The organism is Rhizobium sp. KDH_Rht_773_N, assembly GCF_052946295.1.
Genome location: NZ_JBRFNB010000002.1, coordinates 311752 through 332255 on the forward strand (window position 1 = coordinate 311752; position 20504 = coordinate 332255).

Here is a 20504-nt window from a genome sequence, read left to right on the forward strand (position 1 = left end):
GCGCGGGCCTTTTCGTTGTGCCTGTCTGTGCCCTATTCGCGCTGTTCCAGCGCCCTGTTGAAAGCAAGCGCCGCGAGCGTGCAGATCGCGCCCGAGAGCAGGTAGTAGCCGACGAAGGTCAGGCCGAACTGGCTCGACAGGCTAAGGGCCACCAGCGGTGCGAAGCCGGCACCGATCAACCAGGCAAGGTCTGAGGTGAAAGCCGCACCGGTGTAGCGATAGCCGCGGCCGAAGCGCGACGAGATCGAGCCGGTCGCCTGACCGAAGGAAAGGCCGAGCACACCGAAGCCCATGATGACGAAGGCGTCATGACCGCTATTGCCGGCGCCAATCAGGAACGGGCCGATGAAGCTGAAGATCGCGATCAGCACAGCGCAGATCGCAAGCTGCTTGCGCCGGCCGATGCGGTCGGCGATCACGCCCGAGGCAATGATGGCAACAAAGCCGACCATGGCGCCGATGACCTGCACCACCATGAAGGCGCCGATCGGCTGGTTGCCGTAAAGGCTCATCCAGCCGAGCGGGAAGATGGTGACGAGGTGGAACATGGCAAAGCTTGCGAGCGGCACGAAAGCGCCGATCAGGATATCGCGGCCATGAACACGCAGCACGTCGAGGATCGGTGCTGCTTCAAGCTCGTGCTGTTCCAGCAGCGTGCCGAATTCCTTGGTCATCACAAGCCGAAGACGGGCAAAGAGCGCGACGACGTTGATCGCGAAGGCGACGAAGAACGGATAGCGCCAGCCCCAGGAGAGGAAGTCTTCCGACGACAGGTTGGCCACGAAATAGCCGAACAGGATGCTCGCCAGCGCAAAACCGATCGGCGCGCCAAGCTGCGGGATCATCGCATACCAGCCGCGATGATTCGGCGGCGCGTTGAGCGCCAGAAGCGAGGCAAGTCCGTCCCAGGCGCCGCCGAGCGCGAAGCCCTGGCCGAGCCGGAACAGCGCCAATAGCGCGATCGACCAGTAGCCGATCTCGTCATAGCCCGGCAGGAAAGCGATGGATGCCGTCGAGCCGCCGAGCAGGAAAAGCGCAATGGTGAGCTTGGTGCCGCGCCCGTAGAGACGGTCGATCGTCATGAAGACGACGGAGCCGACCGGACGGGCGAGAAAGGCCAGCGAGAAAATGGCGAAAGAATAGAGCGTCGCCGTCAGCCGGTCCGGCGCAAAGGGAAAGACGAGCTGCGGAAAGACAAGTACGGATGCGAGGCCGTAAACGAAGAAATCAAAAAACTCCGACATGCGACCGATCACCACGCCGACGGCGATGCTGCCGGGCGAAACCGGCTTGTCGTCGTGAATGCGCCGCGCATCCCGTTCCAGCGATGATGATGATGGTCCTAAATGGGCTACAGTAGCCATATGAAACGCCTCCCTCGTTTAAGGTGCTTTTTGCAAAGCGCCTCACGCTGATCTTGTTCCATATTTGCAGCTTATCAAGTCCTGATTGCGCAAATAGTTGCCGCTGAATCCTCAAAAATCGCTGCGACGGAAAAATCGCGTGATACCTATGCCAACCTATTCCAGAGTTTTATTGGGCAAAGCTTCGCTTTTCAGCTATACACGAGGCGGCGCCGGGAAAATTCCTTCTTTCTTTATCAGGATTTTATGGGCGCCGTGGAAGCTGACTTCTCCCGCGGTGCGAAATGCATGTTGCACTGCGACCAAAGACCTCATATCGCTGCTCGTGCCAGTGCTTTAGTCGGCAATCGAACGAAACAAAAAGAGCTTAGAGACGTGCAAAAACTGCCGAAGTTTTCCCGCCTTCTATTAATCTTGCCGCTGTTTTTTTTGGCAGGATGCAACATGGTGGTCATGTCGCCTTCGGGTGATATTGCTGCCCAACAGCGCGACCTCATCATCGTCTCGACGGTGCTGATGCTGCTGATCATCGTTCCGGTGATCTTCCTCACGTTATTTTTCGCCTGGCGCTACCGGCGCTCCAACACGGCTGCGACCTACGCGCCGGAATGGCACCATTCGACCCGTCTCGAAATCGTGATCTGGTCGGCGCCGCTTGCAATCATCATCGCTCTCGGCGCGGTCACGTGGATTTCCACGCATAAGCTTGATCCCTACCGGCCGCTGGACCGCATCGACGCAGATCGCGCCATTCCGGCGGATACCAAGCCGCTGATCGTGGAGGTCGTGGCGCTCGACTGGAAATGGCTGTTCTTCTATCCGGACCTCGGCATTGCCACCGTCAACGAGCTTGCAGCGCCGGTCGACGTGCCGATCAATTTCAAGATCACCGCCTCCTCGGTGATGAACTCCTTCTACATCCCCGCGCTTGCCGGCCAGATCTACGCCATGCCGGGCATGGAAACGAGGCTGCACGCCGTCATCAACAAGGAAGGCGAATATGACGGCTTCTCCGCCAATTACAGCGGCGAAGGCTTCTCGCACATGCGCTTCAAGTTCCACGGCCTGAACCAGCAGGGCTTCGATGCCTGGGTAGCCCAGGTCAAGCAGCGGGGCACGATGCTGAGCCGCGACGCTTATCTCAAGCTCGAAAAACCGAGCGAGAAGGAGCCGGTGCACTATTATGCCAGCGCCGATGCCGACCTTTACGACGCAATCCTCAACATGTGTGCCACGCCCGGCAAGATGTGCATGAACGAGATGATGCACATCGACATGATGGGTGGCGGCGGCAAGGAAAGCGAAGAAAACCGCGAAAAGCTGACTTACGACAACCGCCATGCGGAAGAAGGCAGCGAGCCTGCCCAAAGCACCGAGGGCGACAGCATGCAGAACATGCCCGGAATGGACATGCAGCATGACGGCCATTCCATGCCCGGCATGAGCAATGGCGGCGATCCTGCGCCGGCGCAGCCGCAATAACAATTAACCTGGCGCTTTGCGTCGCAAGACATAATGAACGGGTTGTTCCATGTTTTCCAATCCTGACCTCCTGAAGTTCATCTTCGGCCGGTTGACCCTCGACGCCATCCCCTATCACGAGCCGATCCTGGTCGTGACTTTCATCGGCGTCGTCATCGGCGCCATCGCGGTGCTCGGCATCATCACCTATTTCAGGTTCTGGGGTCCGCTCTGGCGTGACTGGATCTGCAGCGTCGATCACAAGAAGATCGGCATCATGTATGTGATCCTGGCCGTCATCATGCTGTTGCGCGGCTTCTCCGACGCCATCCTGATGCGCGTGCAGCAGGCGATCGCCTTCAACGGCAATGAAGGCTACCTTCCGCCGCACCATTACGACCAGATCTTCACCGCCCACGGCGTCATCATGATCTTCTTCGTGGCGATGCCTTTCGTCACCGGGCTCATGAACTTCGTGGTGCCGCTGCAGATCGGCGCGCGCGACGTCTCCTTCCCGTTCCTCAACAATTTCTCGTTCTGGATGACGACGGCAGGCGCGATCATCATCATGATTTCGCTCTTCATCGGCGAGTTCGCCCAGACCGGTTGGCTCGCCTACCCGCCGCTGTCGGGGATAGCGTATAGTCCGAATGTCGGCGTCGACTATTATATCTGGGGCCTGCAGGTCGCCGGTGTCGGCACCACGCTGTCGGGCATCAACCTGATCGCAACCATCGTGAAGATGCGCGCCCCGGGCATGACTTTCATGAAGATGCCGGTCTTCACCTGGACCGCGCTCTGCACCAACATCCTGATCGTCGCGTCCTTCCCGATCCTGACGGCCACCCTCGCCCTGCTGTCGCTCGACCGCTACGCCGGCACGAACTTCTTCACGAACGACCTCGGCGGCAATCCGATGATGTATATCAACCTCATCTGGATCTGGGGCCATCCGGAAGTCTACATCCTGGTTCTGCCGGCCTTCGGCATCTTCTCGGAAGTGGTCGCGACCTTCTCCGGCAAGCGCCTGTTCGGCTACGCCTCCATGGTCTACGCCACCTGCGTCATCATGATCCTGTCCTACCTCGTGTGGCTGCACCACTTCTTCACGATGGGCTCGGGCGCTTCGGTCAACTCCTTCTTCGGCATCACCACGATGATCATCTCGATCCCGACAGGGGCGAAGATGTTCAACTGGCTCTTCACCATGTATCGCGGCCGTATCCGCTATGAAGTGCCGATGCTGTGGACCGTCGGTTTCATGGTGACTTTCGTCATCGGCGGCATGACCGGCGTCATGCTCGCCGTCCCGCCGGCCGACTTCGTGCTGCACAACTCGCTGTTCCTGATCGCCCACTTCCACAACGTCATCATCGGCGGCGTTCTCTTCGGCATGTTCGCCGGCGTGAACTACTGGTTCCCGAAGGCTTTCGGCTTCAAGCTCGACCCCTTCTGGGGCAAGATGAGCTTCTGGTTCTGGCAGATCGGCTTCTGGTTCGCCTTCATGCCGCTCTACGTGCTCGGCCTGATGGGTGTCACTCGCCGCATGAGCCAGTTCGACGATCCGTCGCTGCAGATCTGGTTCATCATCGCTGCTTTCGGCGTCGGCCTGATCGCGATCGGCATTGCCTCCTTCCTGATCCAGATCGTCGTCTCCTTCCGCAAGCGCGAGGAACTGCGCGACGACAGCGGCGATCCGTGGGACGGCCGCACCCTGGAATGGTCGACGTCTTCGCCGCCGCCGGACTATAACTTCGCCTTCACGCCGGTCGTTCACGATCACGACAGCTGGTACGACATGAAGAACCGCGGCTACGAGCGTCCGCTCGGCGGCTTCAAGCCGATCCATATGCCGAAGAACACGGGCACAGGCGCGATCCTGTCCGCCATCAGCGTGGCACTCGCCTTCGGCCTGATCTGGTACATGTGGTGGCTGGTCGTTCTCTCCGCCGTCGCCATGTTCGTCGTGGCGATCGGCCATACGTTCAACTACAAGCGCGACTTCTACATCCCCGCCGATGAAGTCACCGAAACGGAAGGCAAGCGCACCAAGCTTCTTGCCGAGCAGGTGTAAGAGACCATGAGCGATCATTCTATCGACACGGCCGAAAAGCCTGAATTCTATCTCACGGAAGACCATCACCCCGAGAACAGCACCAATCTCGGCTTCTGGCTCTATCTGATGAGCGACTGCCTGATCTTCTCGGTGCTCTTTGCCACCCATGCCGTGCTCGGTCGCAGCTATGCGGCAGGCCCCTCACCGGCCGATCTCTTCGATCTGCCGATGGTGGCGATCAACACCTCGATGCTGCTGCTCTCCTCCATCACCTATGGTTTTGCGATGCTGCAGATGGAGCGGAACGCAAAGGCGGAAACGCTGTTCTGGCTGGCGATCACCGGCCTCTTCGGCGCGGCCTTCATCGGCCTCGAACTCTACGAGTTCGTCCACCTTATCCGCGAGGGTGCCGGCCCGCAGCGCAGCGCCTTCCTGTCGTCCTTCTTCACGCTGGTCGGCACGCACGGTCTGCACGTGACCTTCGGCATCATCTGGCTGGTCACGCTGATGGTGCAGGTGTCCATGCACGGCCTGATCGAGGCCAACCGCCGCCGCCTGATGTGCCTTTCGATGTTCTGGCACTTCCTCGACGTCGTCTGGATCGGCGTCTTTTCCTTCGTATACCTGATGGGAGTTCTTGGATGAGTTCGCAAGCACCCGCACATGAGGATGCCCACGAGGCTCACCACGGCCACAGCCACGGGCATCAGGCCGGCCACGGCACGTTCAAGAGCTACATGACGGGCTTTGTCCTGTCGGTCATCCTGACTGCCATTCCCTTCTGGCTGGTCATGGCAGATGTGCTCGCAAGCCCGACCGCCACCGCCATCGTGGTCATGGCGCTCGGCGCCGTGCAGATCGTCGTCCACATGATCTACTTCCTGCACATGAACACGAAGTCGGAAGGCGGCTGGACGATCATGGCGCTGATCTTCACGATCATCATCGTGGCGATCGCGCTCTCGGGCTCGCTCTGGGTCATGTATCATCTGAATACGAACATGATGCCGATGAGCCCCGAAATGATGAAGAACATGCCGTAGCGGCAAAAGGACGGGCGGCGGCGACGCCGCCCGTTACGGTTCCATGACCGACACCTCTTCCGAGCAACAGGACAAGCCGCGTTCGGCCGTCACACTTGCCATCCTCGGCCTTGGCCTGCTGGCGCTCGTCGCCCTGCTGATTGCCCTCGGCACGTGGCAGGTCCATCGTCTGTCCTGGAAGCTCGATCTGATCGCCCGCGTCGATGCGCGCGTCCACGCCGAACCCGTCGCTCCGCCCCCGCAAGCCGACTGGAGCAAGGTCAACGCCGCCGATGACGAATACCGGCGGGTGACGGCATCCGGCACTTTCGAAAACGACAAGGAAACGCTGGTGACGGCATCGACGGCGCTTGGCGCCGGTTATTGGGTGCTGACGCCGCTCCGGCTCGCGGACGGCAGCGCGATCCTCGTCAACCGTGGCTTCGTGCCGCCAGACCGCCGCGACCCGGCCTCGCGACCGGGCAGCGAAATCGTCGGAGCGGCCCATGTCACCGGGCTGATGCGCATGAGCGAGCCGAAGGGCATGCTGCTGCGCTCCAACGATCCGGCTGCCGACCGTTGGTATTCGCGCGATGTCGCAGCCATTGCCGGCAAGCGCGGAATTGCGGAGGCCGCGCCCTTCTTCATCGACGCGGACGCGACCGCCAATGCCGGCGGCCTGCCTGTGGGCGGGCTGACGGTCCTGGACTTCCCGAACAACCACCTCGTCTATGCGATCACCTGGTATGTGCTGGCAATCATGGTGGCAGGGCTGCTCGCCTATATCGTGAGAAACGAGGTCAAGGCGCGCCGGGGACGGTAAGCGGTCGCGGAGCCCCCGGCCCCGCCATTGATCACAATCTCAAATCGCACCCTGTTGCCGGGACAGGCGTCAAACCACGACCCGGCAAATCGCTTCGGCAAGCTGGACTTGCGAAAAGGGTTTGCCGAGCCGCGGTACGTCGATGATATCGGCGCCTTCCGGAATCTCGGCAAAGCCGGTCGCCAGGATGATCGGCATGTCCGGCCATTCGCTGCGGATCGCGGCCGCAAGCTGGGAGCCGGTCATGCGGGGCATGGCGTGGTCGGAGATAACGAGATCGACCTTTTCCCGGCGGAGGATGTCGAGCGCATCGGCGCCGGCTGTCGCCTCGAACACGGTATGGCCGAGATCTTCCAGCATCAGCGCCGTGTTCATCAGAACCAGTCCGTCGTCATCGACGGCAAGGATGCGCAACGGCCGCAGGCCGGTGACGGGTTCGGACATAGGCGGGTCCGGCGGTTCGGCCGGTTTTTCGGCCTGCGTGACCGGAAACCACAGCTCGGCGGTGGTGCCTTCCCCAAGCCGGCTTTTGAGCACGAGCCTGCCGCCGGACTGGCCGGCGAGACCCTGCACCATGGAAAGGCCGAGGCCGGTTCCCTTGCCGACGCCCTTGGTCGTGAAGAACGGGGTCGCCGCTTGCTTCAGCGTCTCTTCGTCCATGCCTTCGCCCTCGTCGGCGACGGCGACGCGCACGTAATGGCCGGCCGGCAAGGTGCTGCCGTCAGGCACCATCTCTTCGGAGGCTTTGATCCTGATAAGCCCGCCGCCGGGCATGGCGTCGCGGGCATTGACGACAAGGTTGAGCACCGCCGTTTCCAGCTGGTTCGGGTCGGTCGCGATCATGGGCAGGTTCTCGGGAAATTCGGTTTCAAGCGTCGCGATCGGGCCAAGCGAACGCGAGACCATGTCCATCATGCCGCGCAGAAGATCGGAAACATCGATCCTCTCCACCTGCAGTTCCTGGCGGCGGGAAAAGGCGAGCATGCGCTGGGTGAGCGCCGCGCCGCGCTGCGCCCCGAGCATGGCATTGTCGACAAGCGGCGACAGAGCGGGATCCTGCGGCATGCGCTTCTTGAGGATTTCGAGACTGCCCAGCACCGCCATCAGCAGATTGTTGAAATCGTGCGCGATCCCGCCGGTCAGTTGGCCGATCGCTTCCATCTTCTGCGCCTGGAAAAGCTCCTCGCGGGTTCGCTCCAGCGCACGCTGCGTTTCCAGCTTCTCGGTAATGTCGCGGGTAATCTTGGCAAAGCCGATGATCTCGCCGAAATCGTCCCTGATCGCGTCAATGACGACGCTTGCCCAGAAGCGTGAACCGTCCTTGCGTACACGCCAGCCTTCCTTTTCGAACCGTCCGTCGCGGCTGGCAGTGGCCAGCGCACGCTCAGGCAATCCGCCAAGACGGTCCTCATCGGTGTAGAACGTGGAGAAATGCCGGCCGATAATCTCTTGCGAGCTGTAACCCTTGATGCGTTCGGCACCGGAATTCCAGCTCGCCACATTGCCTTCCGGGTCGAGCATGTAGATCGCATAATCGGAGACGCCCTGAACGAGAAGACGAAACTGCTCTTCCCTGCGCTTCAGCGCATTCTCCGCCGCCCTGCGTTCCGTCAGGTCGCGAGTGATCTTGGCAAAGCCGATCAGCTCGCCGGACGCATGACGGATCGGATCGATGATGACATGTGCCCAGAAGCGCGTACCGTCCTTGCGCTGGCACCAGCCCTGCCCCTCGAAGCGTCCTTCCGTCGCGGCAATTGCAAGCGCCCGCGCGGGCAGACCGGCTTCCCTGTCGGCCTCGAGATAGAAACAGGAGAAATGCTTGCCGAGGATTTCGGAAGCGCGATACCCTTTGAAACGCTGGGCGCCGGGGTTCCAGCTCGCCACATGACCTTCGGGGCTCAGCATATAGATCGCATGGTCGGCAACGGCATCGACGAGCACCCGGAAACGCCCCTCGTCCCGAAGAGACGTATCATATCGATCCACGGCTTCCATCTGCCCCTCAAACGATTTACCAGCGCAATATAACGCCGGCTCGCGCCGATGGTTCCAGAACGGCCGGGAATTTCCTCAGACGGCCTTACTCTGCGGATAGAAGCGTTCCGCGATCCGTTCCGCCGCCGCATAGGCCTGCGTGACGATCTCAGGCACGAGATCGATGTCGGGCAGGCTGCCGAGGCCGAGCGGCCCGACCGCAAAAAGCCCGTCGATTGCCGAACCGTCGTCCAGGAACGGTTCGCCGCGGGCGTTGACCGCCAGCCCAAGCGCAAGCTCGTCAGGCATGGCGAGACGTGCTGCAATCAGGCTCTGAATCAAAGGGGCCGATAGATCAGGCGCATGGCAGCGGCAATCGATGATGCGTTCGGCGTGGATGACCTCCTCGCCCGACGAACCGGCGGGCGTGAAGAACAGGCCGCTCAAACCCCTGCGCCCGGCGCGGCCGCGTCTGAGCACCGTGCGGCCCTCGGCAAGTTCCCGCTTGAGGCGCAGATACATGGTTTCCGGCAGGCGGTTGCGATGACTGTCATAGATCGCCCGCAGATGCCGGTTGAATTGGCGCTTCTCGCGGGCGGGCAGCGACCGCCAGAGCGAACGGGCGTGCCTGCGAAGACCGTTCATGACCGACTGCCAGCTTCGTCCCTCCTCTTCCGCCTCGCGGCAGGCCTGGCGGATGAACCTGACGATCTCGGGCAGGCTCTGCGGCAGCGCTTCGGCGGGGAAGACCGGATCGGCGGAATTCGGCGTGTGGCTCTGCGGCAGGAAACCGTGCCGCGAAACAATCGTTACCTGTCCGGCATAACCGGCGTCGCGAAGCTGCAGCAGCTGGTCCACGACGCGGATGCCGCTGCCGAGCAGCACCGTATGCGGCCGGGCGACGAGGCGCTGCGCCCTGACCGGCGAGACCTCCTGCTCCTCGGCCTCGGGTCGAGGCAAGCCGTAGCCGGTCGCCAGGATCACGGTGTCGAAAAGCGGATTGGACGGATTGGCGCTCTCCAGCAGGAACCGGCTGCCGTGGCTCCTGCGGATTGCGACGACCGGATCATGACAGACCTGCACGGTGATGTCCCGGCGGGCGGCAAGCGCTTCGGAAAAGCGCTGGTAGACGTAGTCACTGAAGATTTCCCGGGGGACGAAAATCTGCCGGAAGCCCGGGATTGCGGCCGGCACGGCGGCGCGGAATTCGGCGTTGCTACAGAGCCAGTCGTTGAAATCGTCGGGATCGCCGAGCGAAACGGAAAGGTCGCGCACACGCGTATTGAGAATGGTCGAGGACCGTGCCGACGCCAATGCCTGGCCACCATTGACCGTGGAGTTCGGATCGAAAAGCTGGAGGTGGAACGGCGCACGCACCGTGCGCATCAGCGCCACCGCCATCATCATGCCGGAAAAGCCACGGCCGACGATTGCAATGCGCGGCACCGCGGAAATCTGCGCGGCCGCATTCGCCTTCCCGGAAAAGAGTCCCTGAACCGTCATCTCAACTCCCTTGCGGCTCATCCGCATGTGTCTCGATCGAGGTTTCAACGCAGGACGTCTGAGGCCATGCGTTGGGCAGGTTCACGCGGCCACGCAAAACGTTCGCCACCAAATCGGGTTCCGTCCGGAACCGCTGGCTGGAAGGGGCACTCTCGTTCCAGCCCATAGTCTATTAAACTAGTCGTGTATGAAAGCGCGAAAAACAGGAGGTGGCAAGAAGTTTATTTTGGCACCCGCTCAACGCGCTGTTTCAAAACGGAAAACGAATCCGGCCTATGCGAGAATTTCGACGGTGAAGGAAAAGCGCGCCGTTTCCCCCGGGGCAAGCACCTTCGTATAGGGGCGGCCCTCCAGATCGTCCGGACCGCTGTTTTCGGCAGCCGTTCCGTGCCAGGGTTCGACGCAGAGGAAGGGCGCACCGGGCTTGGTCCAGAGCGCCAGATTGGGCAGGTTCTCGAAGCTGAAATGCATGGCTGGGCCGCCTTCGGCCCCATAACGCAAGCCGGGGCCGGCACCTTCCGGGAAGATCATCGCATCCTGCTCGAACATCGAATGGTCAAGCACCAGGTTGCCCGCCTTGAAGGGCGATGCCAGCTTCTTCGGCGAGATCAGGCCGCCTTCCAGGCGCACGAGCGCCGGCTCGGCGCCGTTGTCGAGCGTGACGCTGTGCGGCTTGTCTGCAGCGCCCGGCAGCGGCCAGAGGAAAGCGGAATGGAAGCCGAGGCCGAAAGGCATCGGCCTGATGTCGCGGTTGGTGACTTCGGCGGCAACGGTCAGGGCCTGGCCTTCGACGCTATGGATAACCGCCAGCAGAAAATCGAAGGGATAGACCGCCTTCGTCGTTTCGGATGCGGCAAGCTCGTAGCGGCAGCTCGTTTCTGAAGAGGATGCCAGGACGAATTCGCTGCGGCGAGCAAAACCGTGCTGGGCCATCGGCGCGCTGTGGTCGCCGACCTTCAACGTGTCGTTCGGCGCCTTGCCGACCATCGGAAACAGGATCGGCGAACGGCCGGTCCAAAAGGCGGCATCGCCGTTCCAGACCCAGGAGCGCCCGTCGCTCGACGTCAGCGCCTGCATCTCGGCGCCGAGCGAGGAAACGTCGATCGTGAGAAACTGATTTGCAATCCGCACCGTGGATGACATCGAACGCCCTCTTCTGCTGGTTGGCGAGGGGACCATACATGCGCCGGACGCGGATTTCCACTGGCGACGCGCCGCTGCGGGGCTTTCGTTTTCAGGCAGAAAAATACGCCTCCTGCGTGTGGGCGGCGGCCACGTACGGTAACGCTACCGTCCAAAGCGAGGAAGGCTCACGTAAAAATAACCGACTGGTGAATTCTTTACTTGAACCCCCTGCCGGAATCGGCAAATGTGGGTGCGCTATCAATCCCTTCATGGATTTGCCGTCTTTCCGGGCCACTTGGTCCGAGCACACATCTATTGGAAAAAATACCGTGAGCAGCGATGCGTCCATACGCGCGACGAAGCCTTCGGCTTCGATGGCGCTTGCAACCGCGGCAGGGTGGGGCAAGGGCCTCTTTACGCTGTTCCGCATCACCGTCATGGCCTTCCGCCATCCCTGGCAGGCAGGCCTCGCCATCAGCGCGACGCTGATCGCCTCCACCTTCCAGCTCCTGATCCCTCGCCTGCTCGGCCAGGCGGTCGACCATACGCAGGTGGCGCTGCATGGCGGCACGATCGGCCAGCAGGCGCAGGATGCGCTCCTGACGACGGCGCTGCTGCTTTTGGGCGCCAGCATCCTGCGCGGCATCTTCACGATGATCCAGAACTATTACAGCGAGGCGGTCGGCCACCATATGGGCTACGAATTGCGCCTTGCGTGCTACGAAAAGATCCAGCGCCTTTCCTTTTCCTTCCACGACAGCGTGCATTCGGGCGACCTCATCACCGTCGGCCTGCTCGATCTGGAAGGGGTGCGCATGTATTTTTCGACCGCACTCGTGCGCGTCTTCCTGCTTTCCATGCTGATCGGTATCGGCGCCTATATGCTGCTGTCGACGGATGTCGTGCTCGGCCTGCTGGCGCTCTCCTTCGTACCTTTCGTCGGCTGGCGCTCTTCGGTCACACAGCTTCGCCTGCGCGCCACATGGCTCGACCTGCAGCAGCGGCTGTCGGTGCTGACGCGCATCATGGAGGAAAACCTCGGCGGCATTCGTGTCGTCCGCGCCTTCGCCGCGCAGGAACACGAGCTTTCGAAATTCGAAGCGGCCTCGAAGAATGCGCTGGAGCTCGCCCATCAGCGCGTCGGCATCCGCGTCGTCAACACCAGCGCCATGACCTTCTCCTTCTTCGCGGCGATGGGTCTGGTTCTGTGGGTCGGCGGCGGCAAAGTGCATTCCGGCGAGATCACCGTCGGTACGCTCGCCTCGTTCCTGACCTTCATGACCATTCTGCAGATGCCCGTGCGCCAGCTCGGTCTGATGGTCAACGCCTTTGCCCGCGCCTCGACCTGCGGCACACGCCTCTTCGAACTGCTGGACCTTGAAATCGCCGTGCGCGACGCACCCGATGCCAAGGAATTGACGATCACGGACGGCACGCTTCGCTTCGAGAATGTCAGCTTCGCCTATCCGGCCTCCCCGATGCACGAGGTCCTGCACGACATCAGCTTCGAGGCAAAGCGCGGCGAGACGATCGGCATCGTCGGCCCCCCCGGCAGCGGCAAGTCGACGCTCGCGCACCTGATCCCGAGATTCTACGATGCAACGGCGGGCAGGATCACCATTGACGGGCAGGATATCCGCAAGACGACGCTGCAGTCGCTGCGCCGCTCCGTCGCCGTCGTGCAGCAGGATTCCTTCCTGTTCACCACGACGATCGAAAACAACATCGCCTATGGCGATCCCTGGGCCAAGGAAAGCCGCATCGAACGCGCCAGCGAAAGCGCGCAGCTCCATAACTACGTTCTCGGCCTGCCGACCGGCTACGGCACGGTCGTCGGCGAACGCGGCGTCTCGCTTTCGGGCGGCCAGCGCCAGAGGCTTTCGATCGCCCGCGCGCTGATGCTCAAGCCCGCCGTCATGGTCTTCGACGATTCGACGGCGGCGATCGACGCGGCGACCGAGCAGCGCATCCGCAGCGCCATGCGCCGCTATGCCGCCGATCGCGTGACGATCATCGTCGCCCACCGCCTGAGCTCGCTGATGCATGCCGACAAGATCTTCTTCATCGAGGACGGCCGCATCGTCGAACAGGGCACGCATGAGGCGCTGCTGGCGCTCGGCGGGCGATACAAGGCGCTTTACGATTTGCAGGTGCGACCGGGCGACGACGCTTTGAGCGCGTAAGAAACCGGCGCAGGAGGAAACACGATGGCCGAGGAACTGGAAACCGAGCGTCCGGACGTTCGCGAGGATGGCAGACGCCCGCCGAGGGCAGTCGTCGGATCGCAGCGCGTCGAAGAAGAGATCTTCGGCAAGGTCTTCGATTCCAACATCGTCAAGCGCATCTGGGCCTTCGTGCATCCCTACCGGCGCGACGTCATCCTGTCGGTGATCTCGGTTCTGGTCTTTACCGGCATGCAGCTTCTCATTCCGCTGATCATCCGCTACGCCATCGACCATGGCATGCAGGCGAACGAGAGCGGCTCGGCACTGACCTGGGCGATCCTCGCCTTCCTCGTCGCCATCCTCATCAATTATGGCGCCAGCTACTGGCAGGAAACGCTGGTCGGCGGTGTGGCGGAAAACGTGCTCTTCGATATCCGCAAGGCGATGTTCTCACATCTCCAGCGCGTTTCGCTCTCCTTCATGGACAAGACCGAGGTCGGCCGGCTGATGTCCCGCCTGCAGGGCGACGTCAACTCGATGCAGGAATTCCTGGAAACCTGCGTGCTGTCGGTGGGCGATATCTTCCTGCTCTTCGGCATCGTCTTCGTGATGCTTTATCTCGACTTCAAGCTCGGTTTGCTGACGCTTTCCGTGCTGCCGGTGCTCTTCGTGGTGCGCCTGTTCTGGCTGCCGCTTGCCCGCAAGTCCTTCATGGCCGCCCATGAGACGAATTCGGTGGCAAACGGCGCGCTTGCCGAAGCGATCCACGGCGTGCGCGCCGTCCAGAGCATGGACCGGCAGGAGGTCAACTTCACGCTCTACGACGACAAGGCGCATGCCAACCTGCTGACGCATCTGACGGCAGCGCGCTACGCGCAGATCATGGTGCCGATCGTCGATACGCTGACCGGTATCGCCATGGCGCTCGTCATCGTTGTCGGCGGCGCGCGTGTGCTGAACCAGGCGCTCGACGTCGGCGTTCTCGTCGCCTTCCTCTTCTACATCCAGCGCTTCTTCGACCCTATCCGCTCGCTGACGCTGCAATATTCGGTCATGCAGCGCGCCATGGCGTCCGGCCAGCGGCTGACCGACGTGCTCGACGTGCCGGTCGAAATCCAGGATGCTCCGGATGCCAAGATACTGTCACCCGACATGGACGGCTCCGTCGAATTCCGCGATGTCGTGTTCGGCTACAATCCCAAGCATCCGGTGCTCAAGCATGTGAGCTTCCGGGTCAATCCGGGAGAGACGGTCGCCCTTGTCGGCCCGACCGGCTCGGGCAAATCGAGCTGCATGTCGCTGATCCACCGCTTCTACGAAGTGCAGCAGGGACAGGTTATGGTCGGCGGCCATGACGTGCGCGAACTCACGCAGGATTCTCTCGGCCAGCAGATCGCCATGGTGCTGCAGGAACCTTTCCTCTTCACCGGCACCGTCTTCGAAAACATCCGCTACCACAAGACGGAGGCCACGCGCGAACAGGTGATCGAAGCCGCCAAGGCGGTCGGCGCGCATGATTTCATCATGCGTCTGCCCCAAGCCTATGACAGCATGCTTGGCGAGCGTGGCGGCAATCTTTCGCTCGGCCAGCGCCAGCTTCTCTCCTTCGCCCGGGCTCTGGTGGCGGACGCCAAGATCCTCGTCCTCGACGAAGCAACCGCCAATATCGACAGCTATACCGAGATGCTGATCCAGAAGGCGCTGGTGAAGCTGCTCGAAAACCGCACCGGCCTCGTCATCGCCCACCGGCTGGCGACGATCCGCGAAGCCGATCGCATCATCGTGCTGCAGAATGGCGAGATCGTCGAAAGCGGCAATCACCAGCAGCTGATGAAAAACGGCAAGCTCTATTCGAAGCTCTATAACCTCAACTACGCGTCCTTCGACGATATTCCCGAGGACGTGCTGGAAGAGACGGTGACGGAATCGGCGACCTGACACCCTCGGTTGCCGTTGCGCATAGTCCACGACGAATTTCGCTTTTCCGCTGTAAAAACGCGCAAAATGGAACCCTCGCCGCCGCCTTTTGAGCTGCCTTGCCTCAAAAGGCGCAAGATTTCGACGAACAAACGCCGTTCTGAGGCATTTATCTCCTATAGGGGCGATCTGCCACTAAGGAGAATGTCATGAAGAGAATTGTTAGCGGTCTGTTGATCGCGACGGCCCTAATGGGCTCGGCTGTCCAGCCTGCTGCGGCACGCGACCATCATCACCACGACAATACTGGGCGTGCCATTGCCGGCGGCCTTGCGGCGGGTGTGGTCGGCGGCCTGATCGGCGGCGCAATCGTCAACAGCGGTCCGCGCTACGTCGATGGCCCTCGCTACTATGATGCCGGCCCGCCGCCCCCGAGATGCTGGTATGAGGACCGCGACGTCCGCAACCGCTATGACGGCGGCTATCACACGGAAACCGTACGGGTCTGCGACTAGCGGATCTGGAGAATCCGTAATGCATTGAGGCGGCGCTGGCCTGATCCTTGGTCATCGCCGCTGCCTTTCGCCCCTTTCGGCCGGGATTGCAGCCGCAATCTCGGCCTCGCTCCACCCGAATAGACGGAAGCCACCGGCGACGTCGGTTACGGCTCGCTCCGCCCAGCCGGAAAAATCCGCCATTTGTCATGCGGCTGCAAAGAACCGCCGTTACTTCTCGGCTCGGGCAATTGCACGGCTGTGCGACATGATTGCACCTGTGCAACGGGCGGAGAAATGGACCGGTTCCTGAAACGACAAATAGTGGTCAGCGCCGCGGCCCGACCAATGTCAACTTGCTGCCATTGCCTCCCTGTAGATGTGCTGCGGGGGATTGCCAGATCGCATCATCCGTCCTTCCGCGACCCGTCCTGTACCGATCTCCGGCGCGGTTCGTCGCATCGTTTTGGCGCGCGGATGTAGGGTACTGAGGGAAAGCCGATGAGTGATGGTCCTGCGAACGACGGGAAGGCGCCGAAGAAGGAGCGCATGCGTTTCGTGAGCGCCGAGCAGGTGGCGCAGCTTGCCGGCGTTTCCCGCTCGGCGGTATCGCGAACATTCACGCCAGGGGCCAGCGTTGCGCCCGCGACGCGCGAGAAGGTGCTGCGCGCAGCCCAGGAGCTCGGCTACCATGTCAACGATCTTGCCCGCGGCGTGCTTGCCAATCAGAGCCGCCTCGTCGGCATCGTCGCCACCAAGCCGGAGATCGGGTTTCGCGCCCATCTCGCCGCAGCGCTTGCCAAATTCCTGATCCAGCGCGGCAGCATTCCGATCCTCATCAACACCGGCCAGACCGAGGATGAACTGCTGGCTGCCCAGAAGATGCTGATCGGCCATCGTGCCGAGGCGATCATCATTCTGTCGGGCTCGCCCCCGGCGAGCTTCTTTGAGCTTGCCCAGCGTAACGGTCAGCCGCTCATCGTCATCGGCCGTTCCGAACCGGATGCAGATCATGTGCGCGCCGGCAACTCGGAAGCCTCCCGCAAGGCGGCGACCGTGTTCTTCGAGGCCGGGCGGCGGCGGCTGGCGGTTGCCGGTTCCAACACCGGCACACCGAGCATCATCGAGCGCGAAAGCGCCTTTCTGTCGACGGCCGACGGGCTCGGTGCCGAAGTCTTTATCGGCCGCGGAGCGGATTCGGATTACGAGAGCGGAATTGCCGCAGGCCGCGCCCTGTTCTCGAACGCCGTGCACCCGGACGCGGTCTATTGCGCCAACGACCAGATCGCCTTCGGCCTCATGGATCATGTGCGCCAGGTGGTGAAGCTCAGGATTCCCGAAGATGTCGCCATCATCGGTTTCGACGACGTTCCCGAAGCGTCCTGGCTCAGCTATCAGCTGACCACCTTCCGCCAGGACCCGCTCGTCATGGCAATGCGAGCCGTCGAGCTGATGGAACGGCGTCTCGCAAATCCGGACTTGCCGCCGGGCTATGAACGCGTCATTCCGGAGCTCGTCATCCGCCAGAGCTTCAGGCCCTGATTCCCTTTCGAAAGTTTCCCATGCATTGCGAATTTCCTGATGATGCCCGCTTCGTTCTTGCCAGGGACGTAATCCTCCACGCGGCGGGAAAGGCGCTTTCCTTTTTCTCCGATCTCGCCTCGCTGGAAACAGGCCACAAGCTGAACTGCCAGGATGTGGTGAGCCAGGCCGACAAGGCCGTGGAGGCGATGATCCGTGATCGCATCGCTGCCGCCTTTCCCGATGACGGCGTTCTCGGCGAGGAGGAGGGATTGGCCGAAGGTCCTTCCGGCTATCTCTGGGTCGTCGATCCCATCGATGGCACGAGCTGCTTCGTGCACGGCATCGACCAGTGGTGCATTTCGATCGCCGTCATGAAAGGCGACGAAACCGTACTCGGCCTTATCTGCCAGCCGACATCGGGCGATGTTTTTGTCGCGAAAAAAGGTGAAGGCGCCTTTCTGAACGGCAGGGCGATCAGCGTTGACGGGGCCGCGAGCATAGGCACCGGGCTTCTCGGTATCGGCGCCAATTTTCGCATTCCGCTGAAACAGGTATCGGTCTTCGTCCACCTGCTGCTGGAAGACGGCGGCATGTTCATCCGCAACGGCTCCGGCGCGCTTATGCTGGCGCAGGTCGCCTGCGGCCGGCTCGCCGGTTATTACGAGCCGCATATCAACGCCTGGGACTGCATGGCCGGGCTTCTGATGATCCGTGAGGCCGGCGGCTGGACCGAAGCCTTCCCCGGCAAGGGCACGCTTCTGACCGGCGGCCCGGTGATCGCCGCTGCTCCCGGCGCGAAGGACGATCTCATGGCGCTCGTCAACCGATCGCTGCAGGATGAACCGGCGTAGAACGCCGTTAGCCTGCGTGCCCGGACCCGCTGTTTCCGGATGAGCTTGAGGCGATCTTCTCCGTCAGATCGACAAAATTCCTGATGAGGGCAAGCCGCGCATCGGCGCGGTGGGCGACGTAAAGCGGCAGGGGCGGCAGTTCCCCAGGCACCAGCGCCCGATAGACGACCGATTCCCGGTGCAGGACCCGCATCGACGCGGGCACGACGGTCAGGCCACGCCCACCGGCCACAAGGTTGATGGCGGCGATAATTCGAGAGACTTCGTCGACGATCCTCGGTGCGACGCCGGCGGCGCGGAAAGTTTCCGTCAGGCGCTCGAAGATCCCAGGCCCATCCGTGCGCCGATAGACGACCATATCGACGCCGTCGAGCATGCCGAGCGTCAGGGGCCCGCCGTCCGCATCCGCATAGGGGTGGTTGCGCGGCACCGCGACCAGCATGTCCTCTTCGGAAAGAGCCCGCGCCGTCAATTCGGGAAACCGCTTCGCATCGATATGCAGCAGCGCGACATCGATGCGCTGCTGCTGCAGGGCCAGAATCAGCTCGTAGGTTTCGCTTTCCTCGACCACGATCTCGGCAAGCGGAAAGGCCCGGCGAAACTGCTGGAGGAATTGCGGCGCGAGCACATGCAGAGAGGCCGAACTCGTAAAGCCGACAGACAGACGGCCGCTTTCGCCCTGACTGAAGCGCCGCACGTTGTCGACCGCCAATTGTGCCCGCCTCAGAATATCGCGTGCCTCCTCGAGAAAAAGCTCGCCCGAGCCGTTCAGCGCGACCCTGCGCGGCGATCGATCGAACAATTGCACGCCAAGCTCATATTCGAGATCGCGAATCTGCTGCCCCAGAGGTGGCTGCTGGATATGCAGCCGCTCGGCGGCGCGATTGAAACTCCCCTCCTCGGCTACAGCCACGAAATATCTGAGATGCCTGAGTTCCATCCAGCGTCCTAGAACTTTTTGAGTTTAAGTGTTGAACAATATAAATATTTTACATGGTCATGTCACGTCTCTAGGCTCCTCCCAACTTGACCGACCCAAGGAGGAGACGACATGGCCAAGAGCAAACCGAAGATCGCAATCATTGGCGCCGGCATGGGCGGGCTCGCCGCCGCGGCGACGCTGCGCAAGGTCGGTATCGACGTCCAGGTTTACGAACAGGCGCCGAAATTCGCCCGCGTCGGCGCCGGAATCCAGATGCTTCCGAATTCGTCACACGTGCTGCGCGGCATCGGCGTGCTCGACCGCCTCAAGAAGATCGCCTTCGAACCCTATTCCCACCTCAACCGCGTCTGGGACACCGGCGAACTCAAGCGTGAACTGCCGATGCCGGAAAGCCTTTATGGCGCGCCGTTCCTGTGCATGCATCGCGCCGATCTGCATGAGGCGCTTTATTCCGTGCTGCCGCCTGAGATCGTGCATCTCGGCAAGAAACTGGTCGGCCTCGACCAGAAAAACGGCGGCGTCAGCCTTTCTTTTGCCGATGGCACCAAGGTCGAAGCAGATGCGGTCGTCGCCGCAGACGGCGTTCACTCGCTGGTGCGCGACCTCATCGTCGGTCCCGATGCGCCGCTCCACAAAGGCCGCATCGCCTATCGCGCGGTCTTCGACGCCAGCCTGATGAACGGCGGCACGATTGCCCCCTCCAGAACCAAGTGGTGGGGCCTCGACCGGCATATCGTCATCTATTACACGGCAGCCGACCGCAGCTCGCTCTATTTCGTCACCAGCGTTCCCGAGTCGGCCGACTGGATGACCGCCGAATCCTGGTCGGCAAAGGGCGACGTCAAGGAATTGAGAGCCGCCTACGAAGGCTTCCATCCGGAAGTGCAGATGGTGCTCAACGCCTGCCCGGATTGCCACAAATGGGCAATTCTCGAACGCGAACCGCTGCCGCGCTGGAGCGACGGCCGTGTCGTGCTCTTGGGCGACGCCTGCCATCCGATGACGCCGTACATGGCCCAGGGTGCGGCAACCTCCATCGAGGACGCCGCCATTCTGGCGCGCTGCCTCGAGGCTGCCGACAATGACGACATCGAAGGCGCCTTCCGCCGCTACGAGGCAAACCGCAAGCCCCGCACCTCGCGTATCCAGGCGATCTCCAGCGCCAATACGTGGATGTCGGGCGGCAACGACGACACGACATGGCTCTATGGCTACGACGCCTGGAACGTGCCGCTGGTCGGCGAAAACGAACTCGCCATGGCCGGCTGATCGGAACAGCGCA

16 protein-coding genes are annotated in these 20504 nt (G+C 61.9%); 11 read left to right on the plus strand and 5 right to left on the minus strand.

Annotation, left to right across the window (positions count from 1 at the left end):
* Positions 1-32: 32 nt before the first annotated feature.
* A complete protein-coding gene (locus ACU8HS_RS23400) occupies positions 33-1364 on the minus strand; it encodes an MFS transporter (protein ID WP_112570524.1) in 1332 nt (443 codons plus the stop codon).
* Between the two features lie 375 nt (positions 1365-1739).
* Here ACU8HS_RS23400 and cyoA point away from each other — a divergent pair, with 375 nt between their 5' ends.
* The 5 genes from cyoA to ACU8HS_RS23425 are packed head-to-tail and all read left to right on the plus strand — an operon-like array spanning position 1740 to position 6726.
* Positions 1740-2846 (plus strand): ubiquinol oxidase subunit II, encoded by a 1107-nt coding sequence (gene cyoA / locus ACU8HS_RS23405; RefSeq protein ID WP_447016490.1) that lies wholly within the window; start codon positions 1740-1742, stop codon positions 2844-2846.
* Between the two features lie 49 nt (positions 2847-2895).
* Positions 2896-4899, plus strand: a complete 2004-nt coding sequence (gene cyoB, locus ACU8HS_RS23410) for a cytochrome o ubiquinol oxidase subunit I (protein ID WP_112570528.1) — start codon at positions 2896-2898, stop codon at positions 4897-4899.
* 6 nt (positions 4900-4905) lie between these two features.
* Positions 4906-5526, plus strand: coding sequence for a cytochrome o ubiquinol oxidase subunit III (cyoC, locus tag ACU8HS_RS23415; protein WP_112570530.1), 621 nt, complete (start codon positions 4906-4908; stop codon positions 5524-5526).
* A complete protein-coding gene (cyoD, locus tag ACU8HS_RS23420) occupies positions 5523-5924 on the plus strand; it encodes a cytochrome o ubiquinol oxidase subunit IV (RefSeq protein WP_112703378.1) in 402 nt (133 codons plus the stop codon). The genes cyoC and cyoD overlap by 4 nt, the downstream gene beginning before the upstream one ends.
* 43 nt (positions 5925-5967) lie before the next feature.
* Positions 5968-6726, plus strand: coding sequence for an SURF1 family protein (locus ACU8HS_RS23425; protein ID WP_447016298.1), 759 nt, complete (start codon positions 5968-5970; stop codon positions 6724-6726).
* Positions 6727-6795: 69 nt separating this feature from the next.
* Here the strand turns inward: ACU8HS_RS23425 and ACU8HS_RS23430 are convergent, their stop codons facing one another.
* The 3 genes from ACU8HS_RS23430 to ACU8HS_RS23440 all read right to left on the minus strand — a co-directional run bounded on the left by ACU8HS_RS23430 (position 6796) and on the right by ACU8HS_RS23440 (position 11346).
* Complete coding sequence (locus ACU8HS_RS23430) at positions 6796-8721, minus strand: PAS domain S-box protein (protein ID WP_447016299.1); 1926 nt, start codon at positions 8719-8721, stop codon at positions 6796-6798.
* A 75-nt stretch (positions 8722-8796) separates the two neighbouring features.
* Entirely contained in the window at positions 8797-10203 is a 1407-nt protein-coding gene (locus ACU8HS_RS23435) for an FAD/NAD(P)-binding protein (RefSeq protein WP_112570661.1), read from the minus strand.
* A gap of 273 nt (positions 10204-10476) precedes the next feature.
* Positions 10477-11346 (minus strand): aldose 1-epimerase family protein, encoded by an 870-nt coding sequence (locus tag ACU8HS_RS23440; RefSeq protein WP_447016300.1) that lies wholly within the window; start codon positions 11344-11346, stop codon positions 10477-10479.
* A gap of 356 nt (positions 11347-11702) precedes the next feature.
* Between ACU8HS_RS23440 and ACU8HS_RS23445 the strand changes: the two genes are divergently transcribed.
* The 5 genes from ACU8HS_RS23445 to ACU8HS_RS23465 all read left to right on the plus strand — a co-directional run bounded on the left by ACU8HS_RS23445 (position 11703) and on the right by ACU8HS_RS23465 (position 18279).
* Entirely contained in the window at positions 11703-13511 is a 1809-nt protein-coding gene (locus tag ACU8HS_RS23445) for an ABC transporter ATP-binding protein (RefSeq protein WP_377312718.1), read from the plus strand.
* 24 nt (positions 13512-13535) lie between these two features.
* Entirely contained in the window at positions 13536-15431 is a 1896-nt protein-coding gene (locus tag ACU8HS_RS23450; protein ID WP_112570540.1) for an ABC transporter ATP-binding protein, read from the plus strand.
* 188 nt (positions 15432-15619) lie between these two features.
* Positions 15620-15925, plus strand: coding sequence for a hypothetical protein (locus ACU8HS_RS23455; RefSeq protein WP_112703372.1), 306 nt, complete (start codon positions 15620-15622; stop codon positions 15923-15925).
* Between the two features lie 480 nt (positions 15926-16405).
* Positions 16406-17446, plus strand: a complete 1041-nt coding sequence (locus ACU8HS_RS23460; protein ID WP_447016301.1) for a LacI family DNA-binding transcriptional regulator — start codon at positions 16406-16408, stop codon at positions 17444-17446.
* Between the two features lie 20 nt (positions 17447-17466).
* Positions 17467-18279, plus strand: a complete 813-nt coding sequence (locus tag ACU8HS_RS23465) for an inositol monophosphatase family protein (RefSeq protein ID WP_447016302.1) — start codon at positions 17467-17469, stop codon at positions 18277-18279.
* Between the two features lie 7 nt (positions 18280-18286).
* Here ACU8HS_RS23465 and ACU8HS_RS23470 read toward each other — a convergent pair whose 3' ends face one another.
* Positions 18287-19219 carry a LysR substrate-binding domain-containing protein gene (locus ACU8HS_RS23470; protein ID WP_447016303.1) on the minus strand — a complete coding sequence of 311 codons (933 nt, stop codon included), beginning with the start codon at positions 19217-19219 and terminating at the stop codon, positions 18287-18289.
* Positions 19220-19330: 111 nt separating this feature from the next.
* On the opposite strand from ACU8HS_RS23470, the gene ACU8HS_RS23475 reads away from it, so the two are divergent.
* Positions 19331-20491 (plus strand): FAD-dependent monooxygenase, encoded by a 1161-nt coding sequence (locus ACU8HS_RS23475; protein ID WP_112570549.1) that lies wholly within the window; start codon positions 19331-19333, stop codon positions 20489-20491.
* Positions 20492-20504 lie beyond the last annotated feature (13 nt).